Source organism: Kitasatospora sp. NPDC086801, assembly GCF_044745805.1.
GTDB lineage: Bacteria > Actinomycetota > Actinomycetes > Streptomycetales > Streptomycetaceae > Kitasatospora.
Genome location: NZ_JBIVAX010000001.1, coordinates 549171 through 571234 on the forward strand (window position 1 = coordinate 549171; position 22064 = coordinate 571234).

Annotated in this window: 21 protein-coding genes, 1 tRNA gene and 1 other RNA gene; 15 read left to right on the forward strand and 8 right to left on the reverse strand. The window is 68.1% G+C overall.

Going from position 1 to position 22064, the window contains the following annotated elements:
* Positions 1-59: 59 nt before the first annotated feature.
* An RNA gene (ffs, locus tag ACIPLC_RS02485) (signal recognition particle sRNA small type) lies at positions 60-150 on the reverse strand.
* Positions 151-260: 110 nt separating this feature from the next.
* Between ffs and ACIPLC_RS02490 the strand changes: the two genes are divergently transcribed.
* Positions 261-345 (forward strand) — tRNA-Ser (locus tag ACIPLC_RS02490).
* Positions 346-510: 165 nt separating this feature from the next.
* Here ACIPLC_RS02490 and ACIPLC_RS02495 read toward each other — a convergent pair.
* The 4 genes from ACIPLC_RS02495 to ACIPLC_RS02510 all read right to left on the reverse strand — a co-directional run bounded on the left by ACIPLC_RS02495 (position 511) and on the right by ACIPLC_RS02510 (position 3619).
* A complete protein-coding gene (locus ACIPLC_RS02495; protein WP_400470184.1) occupies positions 511-1194 on the reverse strand; it encodes a hypothetical protein in 684 nt (227 codons plus the stop codon).
* Between the two features lie 87 nt (positions 1195-1281).
* Positions 1282-2517: a tyrosine-type recombinase/integrase gene (locus ACIPLC_RS02500; RefSeq protein ID WP_400470187.1), complete on the reverse strand. Its 1236-nt coding sequence runs from the start codon at positions 2515-2517 to the stop codon at positions 1282-1284.
* 14 nt (positions 2518-2531) lie between these two features.
* A complete protein-coding gene (locus ACIPLC_RS02505; RefSeq protein ID WP_400470190.1) occupies positions 2532-2837 on the reverse strand; it encodes a helix-turn-helix domain-containing protein in 306 nt (101 codons plus the stop codon).
* 260 nt (positions 2838-3097) lie between these two features.
* Positions 3098-3619 carry a helix-turn-helix domain-containing protein gene (locus tag ACIPLC_RS02510; protein ID WP_400470193.1) on the reverse strand — a complete coding sequence of 174 codons (522 nt, stop codon included), beginning with the start codon at positions 3617-3619 and terminating at the stop codon, positions 3098-3100.
* A gap of 396 nt (positions 3620-4015) precedes the next feature.
* On the opposite strand from ACIPLC_RS02510, the gene ACIPLC_RS02515 reads away from it, so the two are divergent.
* From ACIPLC_RS02515 to ACIPLC_RS02535, 5 genes are all read left to right on the forward strand, one after another.
* Positions 4016-5338, forward strand: a complete 1323-nt coding sequence (locus ACIPLC_RS02515) for a DUF3631 domain-containing protein (protein ID WP_400470196.1) — start codon at positions 4016-4018, stop codon at positions 5336-5338.
* 468 nt (positions 5339-5806) lie between these two features.
* Positions 5807-6610 (forward strand): DUF2637 domain-containing protein, encoded by an 804-nt coding sequence (locus ACIPLC_RS02520; RefSeq protein WP_400470199.1) that lies wholly within the window; start codon positions 5807-5809, stop codon positions 6608-6610.
* Between the two features lie 250 nt (positions 6611-6860).
* A complete protein-coding gene (locus ACIPLC_RS02525; protein ID WP_400470202.1) occupies positions 6861-7745 on the forward strand; it encodes a hypothetical protein in 885 nt (294 codons plus the stop codon).
* Entirely contained in the window at positions 7735-9477 is a 1743-nt protein-coding gene (locus ACIPLC_RS02530) for a relaxase/mobilization nuclease domain-containing protein (protein ID WP_400470204.1), read from the forward strand. The genes ACIPLC_RS02525 and ACIPLC_RS02530 overlap by 11 nt, the downstream gene beginning before the upstream one ends.
* A 164-nt stretch (positions 9478-9641) precedes the next feature.
* The gene (locus tag ACIPLC_RS02535; protein ID WP_400470207.1) at positions 9642-9968 is read left to right on the forward strand and encodes a hypothetical protein; all 327 of its coding nucleotides are present in this window, start codon (positions 9642-9644) and stop codon (positions 9966-9968) included.
* A gap of 59 nt (positions 9969-10027) precedes the next feature.
* Here the strand turns inward: ACIPLC_RS02535 and ACIPLC_RS02540 are convergent, their stop codons facing one another.
* On the reverse strand, positions 10028-10441 hold the full coding sequence (locus tag ACIPLC_RS02540) for an NUDIX hydrolase (protein WP_400470210.1): 414 nt from the start codon (positions 10439-10441) through the stop codon (positions 10028-10030).
* A complete protein-coding gene (locus ACIPLC_RS02545) occupies positions 10438-11103 on the reverse strand; it encodes an NUDIX hydrolase (RefSeq protein ID WP_400470634.1) in 666 nt (221 codons plus the stop codon). The genes ACIPLC_RS02540 and ACIPLC_RS02545 overlap by 4 nt, the downstream gene beginning before the upstream one ends.
* A 426-nt stretch (positions 11104-11529) precedes the next feature.
* On the opposite strand from ACIPLC_RS02545, the gene ACIPLC_RS02550 reads away from it, so the two are divergent.
* The 9 genes from ACIPLC_RS02550 (at position 11530) to ACIPLC_RS02590 (ending at position 18230) form a co-directional block, all read left to right on the forward strand.
* A complete protein-coding gene (locus ACIPLC_RS02550) occupies positions 11530-12039 on the forward strand; it encodes a nucleoside-diphosphate kinase (protein WP_400470213.1) in 510 nt (169 codons plus the stop codon).
* Between the two features lie 78 nt (positions 12040-12117).
* On the forward strand, positions 12118-12417 hold the full coding sequence (locus tag ACIPLC_RS02555) for a hypothetical protein (RefSeq protein WP_400470216.1): 300 nt from the start codon (positions 12118-12120) through the stop codon (positions 12415-12417).
* 149 nt (positions 12418-12566) lie between these two features.
* Positions 12567-13151, forward strand: a complete 585-nt coding sequence (locus tag ACIPLC_RS02560) for a hypothetical protein (protein WP_400470219.1) — start codon at positions 12567-12569, stop codon at positions 13149-13151.
* Between the two features lie 42 nt (positions 13152-13193).
* Entirely contained in the window at positions 13194-13958 is a 765-nt protein-coding gene (locus ACIPLC_RS02565) for a hypothetical protein (protein ID WP_400470222.1), read from the forward strand.
* A 4-nt stretch (positions 13959-13962) separates the two neighbouring features.
* Complete coding sequence (locus ACIPLC_RS02570) at positions 13963-15330, forward strand: hypothetical protein (RefSeq protein ID WP_400470225.1); 1368 nt, start codon at positions 13963-13965, stop codon at positions 15328-15330.
* Positions 15331-15373: 43 nt separating this feature from the next.
* A complete protein-coding gene (locus ACIPLC_RS02575; protein ID WP_400470228.1) occupies positions 15374-16060 on the forward strand; it encodes a class I SAM-dependent methyltransferase in 687 nt (228 codons plus the stop codon).
* A 35-nt stretch (positions 16061-16095) separates the two neighbouring features.
* A complete protein-coding gene (locus tag ACIPLC_RS02580; protein ID WP_400470231.1) occupies positions 16096-16830 on the forward strand; it encodes a class I SAM-dependent methyltransferase in 735 nt (244 codons plus the stop codon).
* 149 nt (positions 16831-16979) lie between these two features.
* Positions 16980-17546: an ATP-binding protein gene (locus ACIPLC_RS02585; protein ID WP_400470234.1), complete on the forward strand. Its 567-nt coding sequence runs from the start codon at positions 16980-16982 to the stop codon at positions 17544-17546.
* A gap of 114 nt (positions 17547-17660) precedes the next feature.
* Complete coding sequence (locus ACIPLC_RS02590) at positions 17661-18230, forward strand: peptide deformylase (RefSeq protein WP_400470236.1); 570 nt, start codon at positions 17661-17663, stop codon at positions 18228-18230.
* Between the two features lie 197 nt (positions 18231-18427).
* Here the strand turns inward: ACIPLC_RS02590 and ACIPLC_RS02595 are convergent, their stop codons facing one another.
* Positions 18428-21508, reverse strand: a complete 3081-nt coding sequence (locus ACIPLC_RS02595) for an N-6 DNA methylase (RefSeq protein ID WP_400470239.1) — start codon at positions 21506-21508, stop codon at positions 18428-18430.
* Positions 21509-22064: the final 556 nt, after the last annotated feature.

A 22064-nucleotide genomic window follows, 5' to 3' on the forward strand; every position in this document is an offset into this window, starting at 1 on the left:
CCGACAAACGCGTCGCCCCTCACCTCGCCACCGCCACCCCGGCCCCCGCCCGGGAACGCAAAGACCCCCCGTGCACCCGCCAGAGCCCTCCTACCCTTGCTGCCTTCCGGCCCTGGGGGGGTTCAGAGAGATAACGCCACACGAGGGGCTGACCCCCACACTACCGGATCCGGGCCCCGACGATCCACAGGCACCCCCGCCCTCCCACCTACGGGATAGCTGGTCGCGACCACCCCCGAACATGTACTAAGCTCTCCCACGGAGGATTCGCCTAGAGGCCTAGGGCGCACGCTTGGAAAGCGTGTTGGGGGCAACCCCTCACGAGTTCGAATCTCGTATCCTCCGCCTTTGCCTAGCAAGGCAGTTGAAGGCCCCGACCGGGTTCCCGGTCGGGGCCTTCTTCGTGCCCTGGTCTCAGTTTTGGTCTCAGTTGCGATTTGGGCCAGGAAGCCGGTGCTCGACCGCGCAGCCTGGGCCTCGGCGACGCCCCGCTCGGCTAACCAGTCTGGTTCACTCCTGCTGTGCAGGCGGCTCTTCATGCGCACCAACGCCTTCGGGACTCGCCAAACTTGCCCCGGGTCCGGCCGGAGGAGCTTTCAGCACGTTCTCGACGGATCCGATCGCGCGAGGGATGTCCTTCAAGGTCAGCGTCTGGTCGGCGATCCTCGCCAGGCTCGCCTCGACCGTTCCCCGCTCAAGCGCGGATGCGTCGATGGCGTCCAGGTCGATCGTGTAGGTCAAGGGCGCCGTCGGTCCGAAAGGCCCCACCGCGTTAACCGTCACGGTGTACTGCCGTGGCAGGTCCGAGTTGGCGAACAATCTCGGCCCAAAGGCGAAATGCCACTCGATGCGTCGACCAGGAGGAAGCAGCGGGATCGTCCGCGCGACAACTCGTGCCAGCCTCCGGTCCCACTCCTCCTTCTCCCCTCCCTGAAGCGGCGGAGAGATGGTCAATCGCACATCACGGGCAAGCGTGGGCCCGGCGTTTTCGATGCGGAACAGCAACAGGCCCGAGCCCCCAACCTGCGGAACGATGTCCGCCAACACGTACGGTTCGGCAGCGTCCCTGCGGATCTGCTGCGCCAGTTGAAGCTGTTGGACGGCGGCCCGAGTCTGGCCACGGCTGTAGAAGACCGCCACGATGCTGATCAGCACGGCAGCCGCCGAGAAACTCAGAGTGAGGATGTCGGTCATAGCAGCCCAGCGTAGGGAGCGTCTCCGACAAAGCGGCCCAGAGAAGGCTGGCCCCACCAAGTTGGCGGGGCCAGCCTTAGTCGGAGATCAGCTGTCGCGTCCTGGACCATCCAGGTGTGGCCCACCCCACAGGGCCACGTCGAGCTTCTTGCCAACCTCGTTGAGCATCGGCTCGGTGACGTGCTGGTAGCGCTGGGCCATCGAGGTCGAGGACCAGCCCATGATCGCCATGACGATCCGTTCCGGCACGCCGAGCAGGAGGAGGACGGTCGAGGCGGTGTGGCGGGCGTCGTGGAGGCGGCCGTCGCGGATGCCGGCCTCGCGCAGGAGCCGCTTCCAGTGGTGGTAATCGGTGCTGGGGTTGAGCGGCTCGCCGGTCTCCGAGGTGAAGACGTAGCCCTTGTCCGTCCAGAGGTCGCGGGCGAGGGCCCGCTCGCGGTCCTGCTCCTCCTTGTGCAGCCGGAGGATCGCGACGAGCTGCTCGGGCAGCGGCACCGCGCGTCGCCCGGCTCGGGACTTGGTGTCCTTGGTCTCGCGTCGGATCGGCTCCTTCTTCGGGCAGAAGCCGGGCTTGCGCCCGCAGCGGTCGCCGCAGCCGTGCCGGTACTTGGGCCGCAGTCGGCCGCGCTTGACCCAGGCGACGCCTCGGGCGAAGTCGACGTCTTTCCACTGGAGCCCGAGCACCTCGCCCTGACGCAGACCGAGGGCGAGCGCGAAGATCCAGCGGGCGGAGTTGCGACGCTTGCGCGCCGTGTCCATGAGCGTCTGGACCTCCTCGATCTCGAACGGCTCGACCTCCTCCTCTTCGAGCTTCGGGGCCTTGGCGATCGTGGCCACATTGCGGGTGAGATGTTGGCGCCGAACCGCCTCGCCGAGGGCTACCCGGACCGTACGGTGGGCCTGGTGGGCAGTACCGGCGGCGCTGCCGCTGGCCTGCATCTTCTTGTAGAAGCGCTCCAGGTGCTCGGGCTCCAGCTTCTCCAGGCGGTGCGCGCCGAGGCCGGGAACGAGGTGCACGCGGACAGCGACCTCGTATCCGGCGTACGTGTTCTCGCCGACAGTGCCCGGCACGATCTCCTTGATCCAGTGGGTCAGCCACTTGCCGACCGTCCACTTCTGGCCGGCCTTGGGCACGGCGCCGTCGTCACGCAGCTTCTCCAGCTTGCGGACCTTGGCCGTGACCTCGGGGCGGGTCTTGGCGCTGACGTGGCGGCGGTCGGGAGTGCCGTCATCCTTGACGCCGACCGTGACGCGACCGTGCCAGCGGCCGTCGCTGCCCTGGTAGATCGAGGAGTCGCCGTTGGGCTTGCGGGTGTTCGTCATTCGGTTTCCCCCGTTCAGGCCGCGAGCGCGACGGTCGAAGGGGCAGCCTGCGTACGGGCGGCCACGTACTCCTTGAGCGCCTCGGCGGGCACTCGGCGGAGACGGCCGATCGTCACGGACGGGACTTCGCCGGAGGCGACCAGGGCGTACATGGTCGTCCTGCCGACGCCGAGACGACGGGCGGCTTCCTCCACGGTGAGGGCGACGAGCGTCGGGTCCGGCACCTCTGTGCCGCAGCTGGCGACGAGGGCAAGGAGCTGGTGCTCCGTGAGGCCGATTGCGCCGGCAAGGCGCGAGAGCGACAGGGGCGTTTCAGGCATAGGTGTTCCTCCCAGCGGCGCGGGGCAACGCGCCGCCGTGGCGACTGTTGGGATGGGCGGTGGATCGGCGGGTTGCCGGGCGGCCCTCGACGTTCGTAGCGCCGGGGGTCGGGCAGCGGGGTGGTGGGCGGGACGGGCACACTACGGCGGCCCCGGCCGGAAACGAAAAAAGATCTTGGGCGCGTGCACCAGTCCGACCTTTTTAGGTTTCCGGCCGGATCGCGGCAATGATGCCCAGGCGGCGAGCCGGGCGGGCTCGCTTACCGGTCAGCCGAGGGGTCCTGGCGGAGCGGGTCCCACTGGGAGTTGGGGGCCGGGTACCACGTGGGCTCGGCACCGGAGGGCCCGAGGTCGACGCCTTGGGCTTCGAGCCGTTCGGCGATCTCCTCGTACGTACGCAGGGCCTCGTCGTACCGGGCCTTGGCGGCCTGTTCGAGGTCGTGGGCGGTTCTCCACTCCTGCTCGGCCTTCTCGACGGCGAAGCCTGCTTCCTGCAGCTCGTAGTCCGGTTCGTCCGGGCCAGCCACGGCTTCGGTCATGAAGTTCGCCGGCGGGACGCTGAGTGCCTTGGCCAGGCCGATCACCTCGTCGAAGCGGACCGGGCGGGTTCCGTTCTCGATCTTGGCGACCTGAGTCTGGTGGAACTTGAAGCCGAGCCGGGTCATGCGTTCGGCCACGTCCTCCTGGGAGAGGCGGGCGGCCTTGCGCAAGACCTTCAGGTTGTGGGCCACGAGGGCCTCGCCCTCCAGGGCCTTGTACCGATGCACCATGGGGTTGACCATACCAACCTCCTTCCGATTGCGAGCAGGCGCGGCGCGACGACAGGAGTGAATGTAGCAGCATGAAGCAACCAACCGCCAAGCGGTTGAGCTGACCTTCACAAAACCTCCATGGATCAGTCCAGCCAGCGCGAATGCCGATAGAGGTTGAGATCATCATGCGCGAATCGCTTGACAGGGGGTCGACGTCCCGCTACGTTCGACCATGTCAGCATGAAATGACCAACCGAGAGGAGGTTAAGCTGGGCCGGGCGCCAGCCCGAATGCCCTCAGGAAAACGCGAAGCCCCCGGCGCTACGAACACCGGGGGCTGATCGAAAACCTCGCCACCGCCCATCCCAGGACAGTCGACCTACGGCGGACCGGGTTGCCCCCCGGAGCCGCCGAGTGAGGATCTCCATGACCGAGGTTACTGCCTCCCAGGCCCACGCCACACCCCTCGCAGCGGACAAGCCCGCTGTCGCATGGCCGCCCGTGGCCAAGGCTGGCGAGCCCGGCACCTACCTGCCCGCCCAGCAGGCCCTCGTGTCCACAGCCTGTGGACGCGACGCCGAGGCGGCGCCTGCCAAGCCCACCGTCCCGGACGGGACCGACCTGATGCCCGACGCCGAGGCGACCGAGGGCGCCGACCTGCTCGCGCAGCTGAGGGCCCAGATCGCGAAGTTCGTGATCCTTCCCTCCCAGCAGGCCCTGGACGCCACCACGTTGTGGGTCGCGGCGACCCACCTGCAGTGCTCGTGGCAGCACGCCCCGCGCCTGGCCGTGGTCGGCCCGGCCAAGCGCTGCGGCAAGTCCCGCCTGCTCGACGTGCTCGCCGAGACGGTCCATCAGCCGATGCTGACGGTGAACTCTTCTCCGGCCGCCATCTTCCGCACGATCAGCGAGGAGCCGCCCACCCTGCTGGTGGATGAGGCGGACACGATCTTCGGCAGTCCAAAGGCGGCGGAGAAGAACGAGGAGATGCGCGGCCTGCTCAACGCCGGGCACCAGCGCGACCGCTACGTGCTGCGGGTGGTCGGCAACGACCACACCCCGCGCAAGTTCCCCACCTTCGCCATGGCGGCAATCGCCGGCATCGGCGACCTCCCCGACACGATCATGGATCGCTCGATCGTGATCCGCATGCGCCGCCGAGCCGAGGGCGAGCGCGTCGCCCCGTACCGCACCCAGCGGGACCGGCCCGCCCTGCACGCGATCCGCGACAAGATCGCCCGTTGGGCGGCACCGCTCGCTGACCGGGCCCTGCGCCTGGAGCCCGCCATGCCGGTTGAGGACCGCGCGGCCGACACCTGGGAACCGCTGGTGATCATCGCCGACCTCGCCGGAGGACCGTGGCCCCGCCTGGCCCGGCAGGCGTGCAAGCGCATGGTCGACGCCGAGGTCCAGACCGAGGAGGACAACCCCGGCGGCGCGCGGATCCTCGCGGACATCCGGCGGATCTTCCACGCCGCCGGTGAGCCGGACAGCATCGCCACCGACCAGCTGCTGTTCAACCTCAACGGCGACCCCGAGGCCCCCTGGGCCGAGACCAGCCGAGGCGGGCTGACCCCGCGCGGCCTCGGCGCGATGCTCCGCGAGTTCGGCATCTCCTCCGGCAACGTCCGCATGCCCGATGGAACCCAGCGCAAGGGCTACCTGCGCAACAAGTTCCTCGACGCCTGGCGGCGCTACTGCCCCGCAGTCCACCCCGTGAACGCCACCGCAGCGGGCAGTAGAGGCTGACCACCCTCCCCGAAATGCCGTCCCTGCCGTCCCAGCCGTAACAGCGCAGGTCACCACGCCTGCCGCCGAGACGGAACGGCACCCCAAGACGGCAACGGCATCCGCACCAAGACGGATCAGGCCCACGCCAAGACGGCAGCCGTCCACTCCCACCAGCGGCCCGCCGCCGCCCCCGTCCGGGGCGCGAGCGGCGGGCCCTGGCCGGGACGGGAAACACATCCGTCTTGTGCCGTCCCAGCCGTCCCTGTCGTAAAACCGCAGGTCAAAGGCCATGCCTCCGGGACGGATACGAGCTCCAAGACGGATACCGCACCGTCCCGAACCCGAACTCCGCCGTGTCCACGGCGCCACCCGGGCAGCCGAGCCCGCCCCAGCCCAGAGACCGTCCCGCAGCACCAAGACGGCAAGACGGCAAAGACGGCAATCCCACAAACCACCACCGCCCGACCCGCGAGGACCACCTTCCGCATGACCGCCACCACCCCAACGCGGCGTCTGCCCCGCCCGGACGCCGTCCTCATACAGGCCGCCATCGCAGGCGCCCTCTCCTTCGCCCACCTCCACGACATCGCCGAAGCCGCCGGACAACACGGCTGGAAAGCCTGGGCCTACCCCGTCTCGGTCGACCTGCTGCTCGTCGCCGCCTGGCACCGCATGCGGACCCTGCGCACCACCGGACAGCCCGCCGGCACCGCCTGGACCTGGTTCGCCATCGCCCTGACCGCCTCCCTCGGCGCCAACGTCGCCACCGCCGGACTCCTCGACCTCGCCCACGTCCCCGCCTGGCTGCGGATCCTCGTCGCCGGATGGCCCGCCCTCGCCTTCTTCGGCGGCACCCTCCTCGCCCACAACACCACCGCGACCGCGACCGCCATCGACCCGAAGCGCGCCGAGGGCGAGCTCCCGCTCCGCGAAAACCCCGAGCCTGCACCGGTAACCGAGTCCGCACCGGTGACGGACGCGGAGCAGTACGACCTACCCGCCGACGAACCGGTGCCCGAGCCCGACCACGACGTCCGGCGCAACAGCCGGAAACCGGTAGTGGGCACCAAGCGCACCGGTCGCAAGCCCGCCGCCTCGATGGACGAGCTGGCCGAGATCGTCCAGCCCGCCGTCCAGGAGCACGGCCCCACCCAGGCCGTGATCAGGACAGTCCTGCGCGAAGCCGGCATACCCATCGCCAGCGACCGCCTCGGCAAGCTGACCCAGCGCTTCAAGGACGAACAGGCCAGCCAGCAGGCCGACGCGCAAGCCAGCGCCTCGGCGGCCTGACGCCCCCGCCGCTCGCCCGAGCACCGGCCCGCTTCCGGACCGGGCGAGCGGCCCCTCACCGACGCTGACCGACGCTCACCGGAACTCCCCCAGCGCCCATCCGGAGATCCCGGAAGTCCTGAACCGGCGACGTCTACACCGGAACACCGGCAACGCCAAACCCCTCTTCCGCCGGACCATCACCCCGCATCCGGCGAACGCCCCACGAACCGACAACCACCTGCCCTCACAGAAGAACCGGAAGATCCTCGTGCCCGACCAGCAGCACCACCTCGCCCCTGCTTCCGCCACTCCCGAGCACGAAGCACAGCCCCGCGGAACCGGTAGCGCCAAGCCCGGACGTGGCGGCATATTCGCCCGCGTCAAGCACGCGCTGCCCTGGACCAACGGCGGTCACGACAACGACGGAGCAAGCTGGGGCAAAGTCCACATCGCCGTTGGCGACGCGGACTTTGCGCTTGACCCCGCCCCAGGGGTGGCGGGGCAGGACCGGCGCGAGGGCGCGCCGGACCAGGAGGTCGTGACCGGGGGCGGCCACGACCAGGACGAGCTTTCCGAGCCCAGCGCCGAGCCGCTGTCGAGCAGCGACGCCGAGCCCGCCGACGTCCGTGTCGTGCGTGAAGCGCCGACCGTGACCACAGCCGAGTTCCTCCACGAGCGCGTTCCGGTACTGGACCGGCCGCCGCTTCCGGAGGACGAGCGCATCGCTGCGATTGCCAAGCGGATGTACCAGCCGCGTTCCGGAACCAAGCGCGACGACCAGCTCACCTGCTCCGTGGAACCGACCGAGAAGGTCATGATCGACCTCGCCGCCGCCAAGCTCGAACTCTCACGCTCCGCATTCCTGGCGAACTCCGGCATGAGCGTCGCCCTGGAGGTCGTGAAGACCGGCCGCCCCGACGGCTTCGTCCCCCTGCCCGACCGCAAGGCCGTCGACCAGCTCACCGAAGCGGTCGGTACCCACCAGCGGGCGATCGACCGGGCCGGCAACAACCTCAACCAGCTCATGGTCGAGATCTATCGGGGCGAGCTCCCCGAGCGCGCCATGCAGGTCCTGGATGCCCTTCACGCCTGCGCGATCGAGGCCCGCCTCGCCTACCAGCGCGTCCTGCCGGGAGGCCGCTGTGGTGCCTGACGTCTCCACCGGCTCGCGCACCCGCGGCCTGCTTTCCTACCTCTTCGGCCCCGGCCGGCGCGACGAGCACACAGACCCGCACATCGTCGCCTCGTTCGCCATGCCCGGCCTGCCCGACCCCGGCCGAGCGCCCCTCGACCAGCACCATGACCTGCTGACCGAACTGGCCGACTACCTCGACCAGCCCGTCCGCGCCCGCGAGATGCGCCTGGGCGCGAAGGTCCCGCAGCACGTGTGGCACTGCCCCGTCCGCACCGCGCCCGGCGACCGGTACCTCACCGACGCCGAGTGGGCCGAGGTCGCCCGCCGGGTCGTCCACGCCACTGGCATCGCGCCCGATGGCGACGACAAGGGCTGCCGGTGGATCGCCGTTCGTCACGCCGACGACCACATCCACATCATGGCCACCAGCGTCCGCGAGGACGGCCGCCGTCCCCGCAACAAGCGCGACGGCCAACGCGCCCAGGCCGAGTGCCGCAAGATCGAGAAGGAACTCGGCCTGCGCCAGCTCAACTCCGGCGACCACACCGCCGCCCCGATGCCCACCAGCGCCGAGCAGGCCAAGGCCCAGCGCACCGGCCACCAGCAGACCGCCAAGGAGTGGCTGCAGGAACAGGCCCAAGCCGTCGCCGCCGCCTCCCTGAACGAGGCGGAGTACTTCTCCACCCTCACCGCCCTCGGCATCCAGGTCCGCTACCGCATCGGCCCCGAGAGCGGCGACGTCATCGGCTACAGCCTCGCCCGCCCTGGCGACGTCAACGCCCAAGGCGAACCCGTCTACTTCGGCGGCTCCAAGCTCTCCCCCGACCTGTCCATCAACCGCCTGCGCGAACGCCTCGCCGCCCAGCAGCCCACCACGCCCGCACGGGGCACGGTCGAACCGGACCGCTGGCGACAGGCCGAGACCACCCTCCGGGAAACCGTCCGCTTCGCCTACCAGGACCAACACCACCCCGACGTCGACGCGTTCGACACCGTCGTCCAGGCCCAGGCCGCCGCTTTCGGCGAACTCCTCCACACCGCCGCCCTCACCGCACCCGCCCACACCCGCGCCGAACTACGAGCCGCCGCAATCGCGTTCAACCGCGCCAACCGATCCAAGGTCCGTGCCGAACACCAACAGGCCGCAGCCCTCCGCACCGCCGCCAAGCAACTCCTGCGCACCGCCGGCTCCGGCGAGGACGGCGCCACCGCCGCCGCCCTGCTGTCCACCGCCGTCTTCGTCGTGATCGCCATCGCCCGCTGGCACCAGACCCGAGGCCACCAGCAGCAAGCCCACGCCGCCCAGCAGTCCCTCGTCCACCTGCGAACCGCCTACCGGCAAACCGCCGAGCCGGTCATCGCCGACCTCACCCGCTGCACCCCCACCCCCAAGACCACCGACCGCCTCGCCGCCCAGGTCCACGCCGCCGTCCCCGACCACGCCCAGCGCATCCTCACCGACCCGGCCTGGCCCGCCCTGGCCACCGCGCTCGCCCAGGCCGAATCCTCCGGCCAACCACCCCGCCGAGCCCTCGCCGAGGCCGCCCAGCAACGGGAGCTCACCACCGCCGACCGACCCGCCGAAGTTCTCCTCTGGCGCCTGCGCAACGCCACCAGCGACCGCATCGACCAGCGCACCCAGGCCGCACGCGCCCGCACTGGCAGCCGCACCACCCCGACACCCACACCCACAACACCCGCTGTGCCGACCGGCACCAGGGCCGCCAACGACCCCACCCGCCGACGCTGACCCCGACCGGAGACACCCGATGCCTCGAGCCCCGCCCACCCAGCCACAGGAACGCCCGTGCGCACAGATGTCTCTTCGATGTCTTCTTCGGCGGCCGGGAACCATCCCGGCCGCCGTGCGTCTTGTGTGCTTGCCAACCGTCACCCGCCATCGAAGGGCACCACTTGACCAACCCCAGCACCGACCACGACGGCCACCACAGAGCCGTCATCCGCGCCGTCCCCCACCCCGGCGAACTCGACGCCCGCGGCATCCCCATCACCTGCCCCACCTGCCGTGCCCGCCGAGACTGGCTCCTCCTCAACGTCCGCCACCAGGTCTTCGTCCGCTGCCGCTGCGCGGCCGAATGGCACGAGCCCGACCTCACCCGCGCCTACTTCGACCTGCACTTCACCGCCCCCGAACACGAGTGGGACGAGTGGGACGACTACAACACCGCCATGCGGGCACTCGCCTTCGACGGCCTGCTCGCCGGCACCACCTGGGACTAGACCAACGGCTCTACGGGCGGCCACCCGCTGGGTGGCCGCCCGTAGAGCCTGAGCCTCGGTCAGGCAGTGAGCGCAATGTCCAGGTACGCCTGCACCGGCTCGAAGAGCCCGTACGGCACATACTCGGGGATTTCGGCGAGAGCCACCCACGCGAGCTGGTCCAGCTCGTCCGTGTCGACCACCTCGGCGGTGCCGCTGACGGCCTCGCAGGCCGTGTACGACATCAGCCGACCGGTCTTCGGATGCACCCGCTCGCCCAGGAGCTTGACGGCGGCCACAGCCAGTCCGGTCTCCTCCGCCGTCTCACGGACAGCCGCCTCCTCAGGCGACTCGCCAGCCTCGATCTCACCGGCCGGGAACTGCCAGGAGAGCTGGCCCTCGCTCACCCGCCGCCTCACCATCAGGACGCGGCCTTCATGGACCACGATCGCGGCGGCAATACCCGGGCGTTCCTCCGCAGTCTGCTGTGTCACGTCTGCTCCTCCAGGGCGGCCAGGATGGGTGGGAAGATCGTATCGGCGTTGATGAAGCGGGTCACCGAGTTTCGAGGAACCCACATCACGTCGACGTTCTCCACGGCGTCACTGTTGGTTGCCTCGCCAGCCAGGTACTCGCACAGGAAGTACTCGCACAGCACGCCCGTCACCGGGTGGACACGGCTGCCCAGGCTCCCGCGTACAGCACAGTGAACCCCGGTCTCGTCCAGCGTCTCTCGGACAGTCGCGGTCTCCGGCTTCGCGCCGGGCTTGATCACCCCAGCCGGGAACTGCCAGGTGATCCCGGACGCGTCGTCGTCGCGTCGGCAGACCAACAGCACGTCGCCTTGCCGGAGGACAACCGCGATGGCCACCCGCAGGGACTGCGCAGCTGGCGTGCCGTGCTCCGAGGATCCGTCGCCGCGTTCTTTCGCTGCCAGGAGGGCGAAGCGCTGACGAGCCGCGTCGGAAGCTCTCTCGTGCGCGGCGTCGAGGAGCTGCTGCATCTCGGCTCTCGGCACAACGGAGGAGTCGGCGTGCCAGGTGGCCACCGTTCTCACCGCGATCCCGAGCTGATTGGCGAAAGCCTCGTTGGTGAGGCGGAGGGCGGACTGGAGCAAGCAGGCGTAACGCCCGCTCCAGACCTCGATGACGTCCAACGCCGTTCCCTCTCCGTCGTGGTCGCTGCAGTGCAGGAGGCGTGCGTCGAAGATGCACATCGACTGCACTGGCGCTTCATCGCTGCGCGGCGTGGATGCCGGAAGACTTGCGGTCGGCACCCCAAGGCCAGGCTCATCCAGGCAACTTGAGCCCTGGGAGGTGCCCGGGAGTGACAAGACATACACGCCAACCCCCTCGGAGATTCTAGGTGAGTACCCGAAGCAGGGCAGCGAGTTGGGCGATTGCACCCGCGAGATCGCCGTCTCGGCAGGAGGGCGGATCGAACGCCACCGAGCCGCGCAGAGTTCACCCGTTCGGGGGGTAGGTCGGAGTGCCGAAAGTGGCTCGCCAGCGCCGGTAACCTCAGATCATGACGTGCTGACTATTCGTCATGATCGTTATGCTGGAACGCTGAAAGGGAACTGATGGCCGAGGACCAGGTACACACGGTCGAGCGCACGCTCGTCCTACTCAAGCCCGACGCGTTGGTACGCGGCCTCGCGGGGAGGGTCATCTCGCGCTTCGAAGACGCCGCGCTGAAGATCGTCGGCGTCAAGATGAAGTGGATGGACGAGGAGTTCACCCGCAAGCACTATTTCGACCTCGAAGAGCGGCTTGGGGCAGAGGTCTACAACCTCACCGCCACCTTCATGCAGCAGGGGCCGGTCATCGCCCTGGTGCTGGAGGGCTACGACGCCATCGCCACCGTTCGGAAGATCGTGGGCAGCACCTACCCGAACCAGGCTCCAGCCGGCACGATCCGCGGCGACCTCTCGCACATGAGCTCTGCGGGCAGCGTGGCGGTCGGCAAGGCCGTGGCCAACCTGGTCCACGCATCCGGCAACAAGGAGGAGGCCGCGCAGGAAGTCGAGCTGTGGTTCGACAAGGACGAGCTGCACGAGTACCGCACGCTGGCCGAGATCTTCACCAACTAGGCCGATCGCGGCGTCACCGCTGAGACGCCGCTGCGTTGACCACCACCGGGGCACCACCGTCCGATCTGAGAGGGCACCATGACCAACCAGACCCGCCTGGCCTCCGCCGAGGAGCTGGAGTCGATCTTCCAGCGTGAGCTGGCGACCGACCGCTGGGCGGCCACCGAGACCGCCTACGCGCTGGCGGTCCGCCTCCGCGACGCCGGCGACTGGCCCAAGTCCCGTGAGTGGGTTCAGCAGTGCCTCCAGCTCCTGGAGGGCTTCCCGAACGAGACCGAGGACCAGGTGGCGACCACCCGCGTGGCTGTCGGCGGCGTCCCGCTGCCGAACTACCTGCACGCCGGCGTGATCCGCGAGCGATTCGGCGAGCTGGGCTGATCCATCTCGGGTGGTGCGGCAGGTGAAGTGACGGCCCGCCGCACCACCCGGCTCCACCACCAACTCCATACAACCCATCCGGACCAGCCAGGGGCCGCCCTGCCTTGGTTCGGCTGGATCCGCCATGCCTGAAACGAGGAGAGACGACCGTGGCTGTCGAGATCGAGATGCGCGCCCGCTTCGACAAGGAGACCCACGCCCAGCTCATGGACCGTCTGCGGAAGGACGGCGAGGACCTGGGCGACGACGCCAAACACATCTACTTCTACGTGCTGCCCGAGCAGCTGCTCAAGGTCACGGACAACACGGCCGCCGGCACCGCCAAGATCACCCTCAAGGGCAGCAGGATCGGCCAGGGCGCCGCCTTCCCCGAGACCGAGTTCGCCATCGCCCGCGAGGACGTCCCGGCGGCCGTGAAGGTGTTCAACGCGCTCGGCTTCGAGGGCGCGATGCACGAGGCGTTCAACTTCCGCCACAACTTCCGCTACCAGGGCGTGGAGATCGCGCTCAAGTGGAGCGAGGCATGGGGCTACCACGCCGAGTTCGAGGTGCTGCTCGACGACGGCGCCTCGGACGCCGCCCGCGACGAGGCGTCCGCCCAGATCATCGACGCCGCCGCCGAGCTCGGGGTGACGCTGATGAGCGAGCAGGAGCTGGCCGACTTCGCCGCCGCTTTCGAGGCCGCCGAACAGGAGCGCAAGACCCGCGAGGCACAGGCCGCGCCGATCCGGTAGGAGCCCTCATCGCGGTAGACCACCAGAAGGGGGTGGGCACAGATGAGCACGACCCCGACGACCACGAGTCTGGTCGACCTGGCTGCACGCAAGCAGCTGCCGCACCACCAGTACATGGACCCGGTCACCATCGAGTGGATCAAGGCCAACCGGCCGGACCTCGGCACGGCCTGGCCGCCGCCCCTGCGGCCGGCTTCGAAGCACATCCTGAGCCGGTCCGCGCCTCCGGCGACGTGGCTGGCGGAACCCCGTTTGCATGACTCGCTCCACGGCGTCCGGCACAGCATGCGAACCGCCGCAATGGCCGCTCTGCTCGCTGAGATCCACGAGCTGGACGACACCGAGACCGCCACGGTGGTCCTGGCAGCAGCCGTCCACGACTGCCAGCGCCTGCACGACCAGGACGACCGTGGCCACGGTGCTCGTGCCGCCGTCTGGCTGGCCGCCAACGCTGACACCGTCTGGACCCACTTCGGCTTGGTGGCCACGCCCCGGCGGATCATCCAGGCAGCAACCGCCGTCCGCCTGCACGACGTGCCGTACGGCGCCTTCTGCTTGGACGACCAGGGCGACTACCACCGCGCCGGGCTCATCTGCGACTTGGTCAAGGCGGCAGACGCGCTCGACCGTTACCGCCTGCCCAAGCTCAGCTGGTGGCCCGACGCGCGGCACGTTCGTGAGCCGGCCTTCGACCAGCTCCGCGCCGTGGCCTTCGACCTCGTCGCCGTCTCCGAGACCGCGCACCTCGCCGGGGCAAGCAGCGCCGAAGCCGTCCTGTACGCGCTCGCCGAGAAGGGGCTGGTGTAACCCCGTGAGCCTCCGCGACGCCTACGACCTGTGGGCCGACGCGCACGCCTTCTTCGACTCCGCGCTGCTGCCCGACGCCGGGCGGTCCGACCCACTTGCAGCCCAGACGGCCGCCTGGCACAAGCGCCTGACCGACGAGACGCCGAACGGCAGCCTGCTCCGCAAGAACGCGCTCTTCGACAGCCTGAGCAGCGACGGCAAGCTGCACCTGCTCCACGTCACCCACGCCCTGGAAGAGATCAGCGAGGAGGGGGTGCTTTACCCCTCCGGCGGGTGCCTCGTCGGCAGCATCTACTGCGCGCCGCTCACAGCGACCGAGCGCGGCTTCCGCATGCACAACCTGGCCGCCTACGTCCTCACGAAGGAGGCCCCCGCCTCCCTCGCCAAGGTCGGCCTGAGCGGACGCGCACCCACGCCGCTGATCTTCGAGATCACCGCACCGCCCCAGGCGTACCGCGGATTGGCGGGCGTGGACTACCTGCGGCTGGGCTCGATCCACCTGCAGATCTACACCGACCTGGAGTACCTGCTCAGCAAGACCGAGCGGCACCACCTGCGCGAGACCGTCGTTGGCCGGATCAAGAACTCGGCCGCGTTCCTGGCTCTGGCCGCCGGCATCGTCTACCAGGGCTCGACCGTGGCCACGGAGGGCTTCCTGCAGCTACTGGATGCGGCCATCCCCCGGCTGCCGATCCTCGGCTACCTCTACTTCGAGGCCCTCGCCGAGTACCTGATGCTCCACTCCACCTCTGCACGGACCCGGCAGCTGGCAGACCTCGGGGAGTTCAACAACTGGCTCTACAAGGAGATGCTGTTCGCCTCCTTCCCTGACATGGCCGGCAAGTTCAACCTCGCCAGGTTCCGTCCCCGCCCGCACCAGTTGGCGGCACTTCTGCAGCGGGTGGACCCGACCATCGACGCTGACCACGCCCGCGCGTACATGGTCGAGCGGATCAGCTACCTCGTGGCAGCCCGGCTCTTCACCAGCGGTCAGGTGCCCGAAGCCTGGCACCGCACACGCTGGGAGTTCGACAGCCTCGCCACCCAGCTCGGCCCGCTGCTCGGCCACCTCATCCACCGCGAACTCCGCAGCTTCGGCCGCTACCCCGACTTCTACTTCTACTTCGACCAGCACAAGGCCCTGCAAGCCTGGAACTACTGGAACCACATGGACATCGTCGTGCCATTCAACGGCACGATGCCCAAGGGCGAGATCGGCATCAACCCGGCCTACCCGAACCTGGACTACCGCGTCTGGCGTGCCGAGCCAGACGACTCCGGGCACCTCCACCCGACCGAGCAGATGGCGCTGAGCATCGCGCCGCGCCTGGTCGACATCAAGTACACGCTCATGCGCAACAGCAGCCGCTGACAGCTGCCCCACACCCCTCGACGACCGATCGCGGAGGAGACGCATGCCCACCCACGGCCCTACCACCCCATCCACCATCGCCTGGCCGGCGCCCACCCAGCCCGCCGAAGCGCTATTCACCGAGATCTACCGCACCAACCACTGGGGATCCCCCGAGTCGGTCTCCGGGCCCGGTTCCGAGGTGCGCCAGACCGAGGCCGTCCGGGCCGCCCTCACCTCGGTGCTCGCGCACTACCCGATCTGCACTGTCACGGACGCCGGGTGCGGCGACGTCAACTGGATCCGCCACGTCGACGGATTCGACCGGCTGGACTCCTACCTCGGCCTCGACGTCGTCCCCGACCTCGTCCAGCTCAACCAGGAACGGCACGGCAGCGAGCGCGTCTCCTTCCGACAGGCTGACCTGAGTAGGGACGACATCCCGGCCGCGGACCTCGTGATCGCACGGGACTGCCTCGTCCACCTCACCCACCACGAGGTGCTCTCCTTCCTCGACCGCGTGGCCACCAGCGGCTCGACGTACCTGCTCGCCACCACCTACGTCAGCCTCGCTGAGAACCGCGACACTACCGACACCCACTGGCGCCCGCTCAACCTCCAGGCGGCCCCGTTCCACCTGCCCGAACCAGTCGCGCACTTCGACGCCGACTTCACGGACGGCGGCCGACACCACCCCGGCAACGGGCTGGGCCTGTGGAAGATCGACCAGCTCAGCTCCCGAACCACCTGACCATCACCCAGGCGCCCCAGGAAGCGAGACCCTCGATGAGCCCGCACGACCAGCAGATAACCGCCCTCCTTGCCCAACTCGACCAGGCCCTCGACTCACCCGCGACCACGCACGGCCTCGCCCGCTCCCTCCGGGCGACGGTCAAGGAAATCGAACTGCACCGCCACCACCGGGCCAGCGTCGCCGCCCTGCCCGACTGCGTCCTCAAGCCCGGTCCCACCAAGGTTCAGATCGGCGGCGGCGGACACCGCATCGACGGCTTCTTCAACATCGACATCGTCCCGCCGGCTGACCTCCTGTGGGACGTGCGCGAGGGCATTCCGCTCGCCGACGCCAGCACCGAGACGGTGTTCTCCGAGCACTTCCTGGAACACATCGACTACCCCCGCTCCGCCAAGTCCTACGCCCGCGAGGCCCACCGCGTCCTCGCGCCCGGAGGCCAGCTCATCACCGGCGTCCCCGACGCCGCCTTCGTCCTGAACGAGTACCCGACGCCGCCGGAGCGGGCCGCCGAGATGATCGAACGGTGGTACGCCAAGCGGCAGTGCCGAGGCGACATGAACACCTACCTCGACCTCATCAACTACGTCTTCCGTGACCAGGACGACGACCCGACCTACAACCCCCACTACTGGGCGTACGACCACGAGAAGCTCGCCCAGCTCTTCACCGAGGCGGGCTTCCGAACCGTCGAGCCGTGGACCTTCGACCCCTCGATGGCCAACCCGAAGCGCCAGTGGGCCAGCGTCTACGTGGTCGCCACGAAGTAGCCGCGTAGCCCGCAAGCGAGCCGCACGGGAGCGCAGAGGACCTCTGACCGTGGTGGCCGGCAATCCGGCCACCACGGGACGGCGGAACCACTGATTAACGCCAACAGCAGGCACCTGCACGCCTACGCAGCCTGAGCGGGAGGCACCTCATGTCGCAAGGCCATTCGTACATCAGCCACCTGACCTTGGCCGATACCCCGAACGCGGTGCCCTGGGCCCGCCGGCACTCCGCCGACATCCTGCGTCGGTGGCAGATCCCGGGCGCTGTCATCGAGACCGCCAACCTCATCGTCTCCGAGCTCACCACCAACGCGGTCCGGCATCCGGCCGACAACGAGCCGCAGAGCTCCGGATACTCGAGCCTTTCCGCCGTCAGCACGTTCACCCTCGCCCTCCAGCTGACCGGAACGGGCCTGCTCGTCCAAGTCGCAGACCACGACCCCCGGCCGCCAGTAAGGCGCGAGGTGGGCGTGGAGGCCACTGGCGGACGCGGGCTGTTCCTGGTGAGCGAGATGGCCAACCGCTGGGGCTACTACTATCCCGCCACGGCGGTGGGGAAGGTCGTCTGGGCGGAACTTCTCCTTCACGGTTCCGGGCGGTCAGGTTCAGGCCACACGGGGCAGGCTAAGGAACGTGGGCAACCCACCGAAGCTACCGGCCCGATCTCCGACCCCCTGCTGATCGGCAGGGTGCTGGTCGGGCTGCGTGAGCTGTAGCTACGCCGGAAGGCGCCCCTGAAGCACGTCCACGCCGGCCCTCCACGCCCGGTACCGTCTGGAATGGCGATTCCGGGCCCGACCCGAACACGACACGAACCAAGGGGAGTTCAGGTGATCCAGGTGCGGCCCAGCGACCAGATGCGCGACCTCGGCGTCGCCCAGGAGGGCGCGCCCATCCTCGTCGAGCCCGCCCGCCCGTTCGACCTGCCCACCGAGCGCGGGGCCGCCGAGCAGGTCGTCGAGAAGCTGTTCACCGCGATGGAACGCATCGGCCAGGTCCACCCATTCGCCAAGGGCATGGGCATCGCGGCATCGCAGATCGGGATCGGCCGGGCCGCCGCCATCGTCCAGCCTGCCGACCCTGACAGCCCGCCGATCGTCCTGCTGAACCCCCACATCACCGACCACGCCGACGAGGCGGACGAGCAGTTCGAGGGCTGCCTCTCGTTCTTCGACGTTCGCGGCTTGGTCCCCCGTCCGCTGCGGATCACCGTGGAGACCACCACCCTGGACGGCCAGGTGGCCACCACCACCTACGAACGCGGACTCGCCCGCCTGATCCACCACGAGATCGATCACCTCGACGGCTTGCTCTACACCGCACACATGGCTGCCGGCGTCGAGCCCATCCCTGTCGAGCAGTACCGGCAGACCGGCAAAGCGTGGTCCTACGAGCAGTGAGCGCCAGCACAGCTCGCACTGAGCGCTCACGGTCAGCAGTATCAGCTGGTCAACTACGCCCTCGTGCCGTCTGGGGGAACACTCGCCGAGCACCCCCCTCAAACGCGCGGCATCGGGCAAGCTGGCCGTGACATCCCCGTGCGATGCCACCTCCCAGGGTCCGTACTTTTTGCGGCGACACCCTGAACGCCGCCGGGTCAGCCGAGTAGTTCGGTAACCAGTTGGTCCAGCTCCTCAGCGTCGGTGGAGCTCAGGAGGAAGTCGCGCAGGGTACGGCGGATCTGGATGTAGCTCTTGCCCTCGTCGAACTGCAGCTCCGCGATTCTCTGAGCCTCGGCTTCGCCGATCGCAGCAATTCGTGCGTGTTTGGCGTCAGCCGGGTCGAAGTCCGGGATGGGCAGCTCCCATACAGCCATGTCGATGTCGCGCTCGTCCTTACCGTAGGACATGAGTGGGCGTACAGCTTCGGTCGTATACGGCGAGTTGAGAACGGCCAATAGGTACATACCCTCCTGGCGCGTGGCGACGCTACCCCAGTACAACTTGTGTTCGATGATGGCATTTGGATCGTCCACCAGCGCTGCCGTGACGTACATGCCAGAAGCGCCGTAGACCACCCGCAGAGGCGCGCCGGGGAGCTGTGCAGTCAACCCCTTACGGAAGTCAAGGCGCTCAACCAGTGAGAGCCGTTCGGTGGAGCGGTTGGCATCCCACAGCCGTTCGGCGTCACGCCACCATGCTGCCAGGGCCGAGTACTGATCGAGATGGTCATGCTCACCGTGCATGAGGGTATTCGTTCCCTCAATGGGCAGAACGACCTTATCTGCGCCCATAACCCGGTAGGGGACGACGTGTTCGCCGAGCAGGATGGGCCGGATGAACTGCTTCTCGACTGCCCCCTCCCGATCGGGGAGTTGCTTCCAGGGCTTCTTCTCCAGAGTGCTCCGCTGGGACCGGACTGAGGCTCGGCCGCTTCCGAGACCAAGGGGGTTGGCAGCCTGCTCCTCGACGAAAAAGAGGACCTTGGGGAAGACGGTTGCTCCATTCAAGAATCGAGCTCGGTACGGCGAGCTGATCAGCCCTTCCTTCGGGTAGCGCAGTTCACCCTTATTCCGGGCGATCCAACCCTTGGCATGTTCCCAGCGAGCGGCACTCTTGGAGATCTTCCCGGCCCAAATTTCGGTCTGCCTGGGTAGCGCGACGGCCCCGCTGCCCAGTTGCCCGATAGCAATGGGAAGACGGCGACCGAACACGACAGCAGCGGCACGGGGAAAGAAGTGCGGTCGCAGTCGCCGCAGGTCCCAGGAGCCAGTGAATTTGACCTTGACGGGGTGTTCAGGGTCAGCCCATTCTCCGCTTCGGAAGCCAGTCCAGTAGGGGCGGTCCAGAACTGGGTTGGGCACGACGAAGGCAAAGGTGCCATCCTCGCGCAGATACTGCTGGACTGCGCGGGCGATGAACAAGCCGGAAAGGTCCTGGTGGGTGGCGACCTCGAAGCCTCGCCACAAGCCGCGGGCCTGCATCATCTCCTTGAACGTCGTCTGCATGTCGGCCGGCATATGGCGATAGGAGAGCCAGGGCGGATTGCCGATGAGAACGTCCACCCGGTTTTCCGCGCGCGACAACCACATGGGGCGGGCAAGGTTACGGACGTAATAGGACCAGATGTGATTTCGGTCCTCGTCGACCAAGGTGCACAGGATGCGGAAGGCCTCTGTCAGTTCGTCTCGGTCGGCTTCGCCAGAGACCCCGTGTCGCTTGAAGACGCTGACGAGGGAGGGAAGCTTGCTTTGATTCCGATGCGGGTCGGCTGCCTTATCGGCGAGCTCGTTGACGATTGCGTCGAAGCGGCTGGCATCCTGCAGCAGATTTTCGGGGAAGCGCAAGTCATTGGCAAAGAGCTGGTTGCCCGTGCCGGTCTGGATGACGAGATGGCCATGGTCGATGAGATCAGTGCGCTGGTCCCACTGGATGCTGTCGCCCAAGTAGACAGGGACGCTTATCGGGCCGCGTTCATCGGAGGTGAGCGTTTCTCTGCCAATGGCAAGGAGATAAGTGACGCGGGCCAGTGCTACAGCGACAGGGTGGAGATCGATGCCGACGACATGGTCATGCAGGCCGTCCAAAGCTTCATGCAAGGGCAATCCGCTGTCCTGTGCGGCAGCGAGATAGCGTCGGACGCAGTGGAAGAGGAACGTGCCAGAGCCGCATGACGGATCCATGACCCGCTGATTCAGTGGATCAGAGACGGCCTCGGCCACCGTTGCTTCTGCCAGCCAGTCCGGGGTGTAGTACTCCCCCTGCTTCTTGCGGGTCTCCGCGGCAATTACCGATTCGTACAGCACCTTCAGCACATCGTGTTCGACCTTCGACCAGTCGAAGCCAGCGAGTCGCCGAGAGAGGTCTTCGATAAATCCCTTTCCGCCTTCGGTCTCCAGTGGCCAGCCGAAAAAGTCCGACTCAACCACACCCGAAATCCTCGCCTGCATGAACAGCTGGCCATAGACCAGTGAGGCTGGAGCGGTGTCCTTCACGTCGATGCCCATCACCGCATGAGCGATGATCGAGGCAGTGTTCACGAGGAGCGTGTGCTCGATGAACAGGTCATCGCTGGCCTCGAACTGGGCGCCCAAGGCGCTGCGGAGCAGGCGCGCCCATAGATCACGCTTCAGCTGGACGGTCGGTAGGTGCTTGTTCTCCTCGTACAGCGCGACCAGGACCGCCTTATCGATGGAGTGCGCAACGCTGTCTGCTCCAAGGCGAGCCGCGATGGCATCTGGCGTGGGCGCTGCACCTTCGGACGTCGCCAGGACACCTTCGAGCCATCGGACCAAGTTCAGAGCGTTGCCGCCACGCTCCCGGGCATCGAAGCGGTTCACCTCGCTCAGGTCATTGTTGACCAGAGCGTAAGCACGCCAGTCGGCACCATCGGTGACGATACCGACGTGCCGTCGCTCCCGCTGCTCCGTCCTGGCCCGCACGTACTTCGCGAGTTGCTCGACCGCGTCCTTGCGGAGCTTCGGACGGCTGATGTCCTTCTTTACCTCGATAACGGTCGCGCCCATCTCAATATCGATGCGATGGCCGGTCCCGTCACCCACCTGCGCTTCGAGCTCGGGATTCAGGAGGTCCTGCTCGCCGAGGTTGAGGTCTGCATCCAGTAGGAACTGGCGAATATCGGCCTGTAGTGTCGCCTCAGCGCGGACAGCCTTGCGCTCGATGACCCGCTTGAACACAGTTTCGAGCGCGGTAGGCGTAGGAGGGGCGGAGAGCGTCAAGGCGAGAGCTCCAAGAGCATCAAGGTGTACGGACGGGGCAAGGGGATTGCTGGTCCCGTTGGCCATTGTGGGGCAGGAGGTCGGTGCCGGCACAGTCCTTGCCCGGAGAAGGGGTGGTCGGCCAGGATCTGCCACACGTGGAGGGGCGCGTTCGATCCGGTGCAGGGACGCCTCGTCGACATCCTTCAGGGTCGGCCGCACCATGGGGAAGCTATGGAGGCGCCGACCCATCAGCCATCCGTTCCACCACTGCGAGGTTGAAGACTGATACCGCTTGCTGCCCCTGAGGTGCTGCGCCTTCTGACAGGTGGCAGCTCGTACGACTGCGGCCAGAGCATGAGGCCACAGTGACGGCACCGCCCGAGGCGACGCTGCCTCCCTTCAGGCAAAGTCGCGGCCTGCGACCCGTTCATCGGCCTCGGCGGCGACCTGGATCCCTTCACCCCTGAGGTGGGTCCGGGCATCCACCTGATCGCCCTCTCAGATGTCGAGATCGCCCGAGCCGACTCCCCGAGGCCGTGGATGAACGTGTCGCCGCCGCCTGGCTGCAGGTGAG

Excerpts from the sequence above, each read along its gene's own strand:
- ACIPLC_RS02495 (WP_400470184.1), bottom strand. The coding sequence starts at position 1,194 with ATGACCGACATCCTCACTCTGAGTTTCTCGGCGGCTGCCGTGCTGATC.
- ACIPLC_RS02500 (WP_400470187.1), bottom strand. The coding sequence starts at position 2,517 with ATGACGAACACCCGCAAGCCCAACGGCGACTCCTCGATCTACCAGGGC.
- ACIPLC_RS02505 (WP_400470190.1), bottom strand. The coding sequence starts at position 2,837 with ATGCCTGAAACGCCCCTGTCGCTCTCGCGCCTTGCCGGCGCAATCGGC.
- ACIPLC_RS02510 (WP_400470193.1), bottom strand. The coding sequence starts at position 3,619 with ATGGTCAACCCCATGGTGCATCGGTACAAGGCCCTGGAGGGCGAGGCC.
- ACIPLC_RS02515 (WP_400470196.1), top strand. The coding sequence starts at position 4,016 with ATGACCGAGGTTACTGCCTCCCAGGCCCACGCCACACCCCTCGCAGCG.
- ACIPLC_RS02520 (WP_400470199.1), top strand. The coding sequence starts at position 5,807 with ATGACCGCCACCACCCCAACGCGGCGTCTGCCCCGCCCGGACGCCGTC.
- ACIPLC_RS02550 (WP_400470213.1), top strand. The coding sequence starts at position 11,530 with ATGGCCGAGGACCAGGTACACACGGTCGAGCGCACGCTCGTCCTACTC.
- ACIPLC_RS02555 (WP_400470216.1), top strand. The coding sequence starts at position 12,118 with ATGACCAACCAGACCCGCCTGGCCTCCGCCGAGGAGCTGGAGTCGATC.
- ACIPLC_RS02565 (WP_400470222.1), top strand. The coding sequence starts at position 13,194 with ATGAGCACGACCCCGACGACCACGAGTCTGGTCGACCTGGCTGCACGC.
- ACIPLC_RS02575 (WP_400470228.1), top strand. The coding sequence starts at position 15,374 with ATGCCCACCCACGGCCCTACCACCCCATCCACCATCGCCTGGCCGGCG.
- ACIPLC_RS02580 (WP_400470231.1), top strand. The coding sequence starts at position 16,096 with ATGAGCCCGCACGACCAGCAGATAACCGCCCTCCTTGCCCAACTCGAC.
- ACIPLC_RS02585 (WP_400470234.1), top strand. The coding sequence starts at position 16,980 with ATGTCGCAAGGCCATTCGTACATCAGCCACCTGACCTTGGCCGATACC.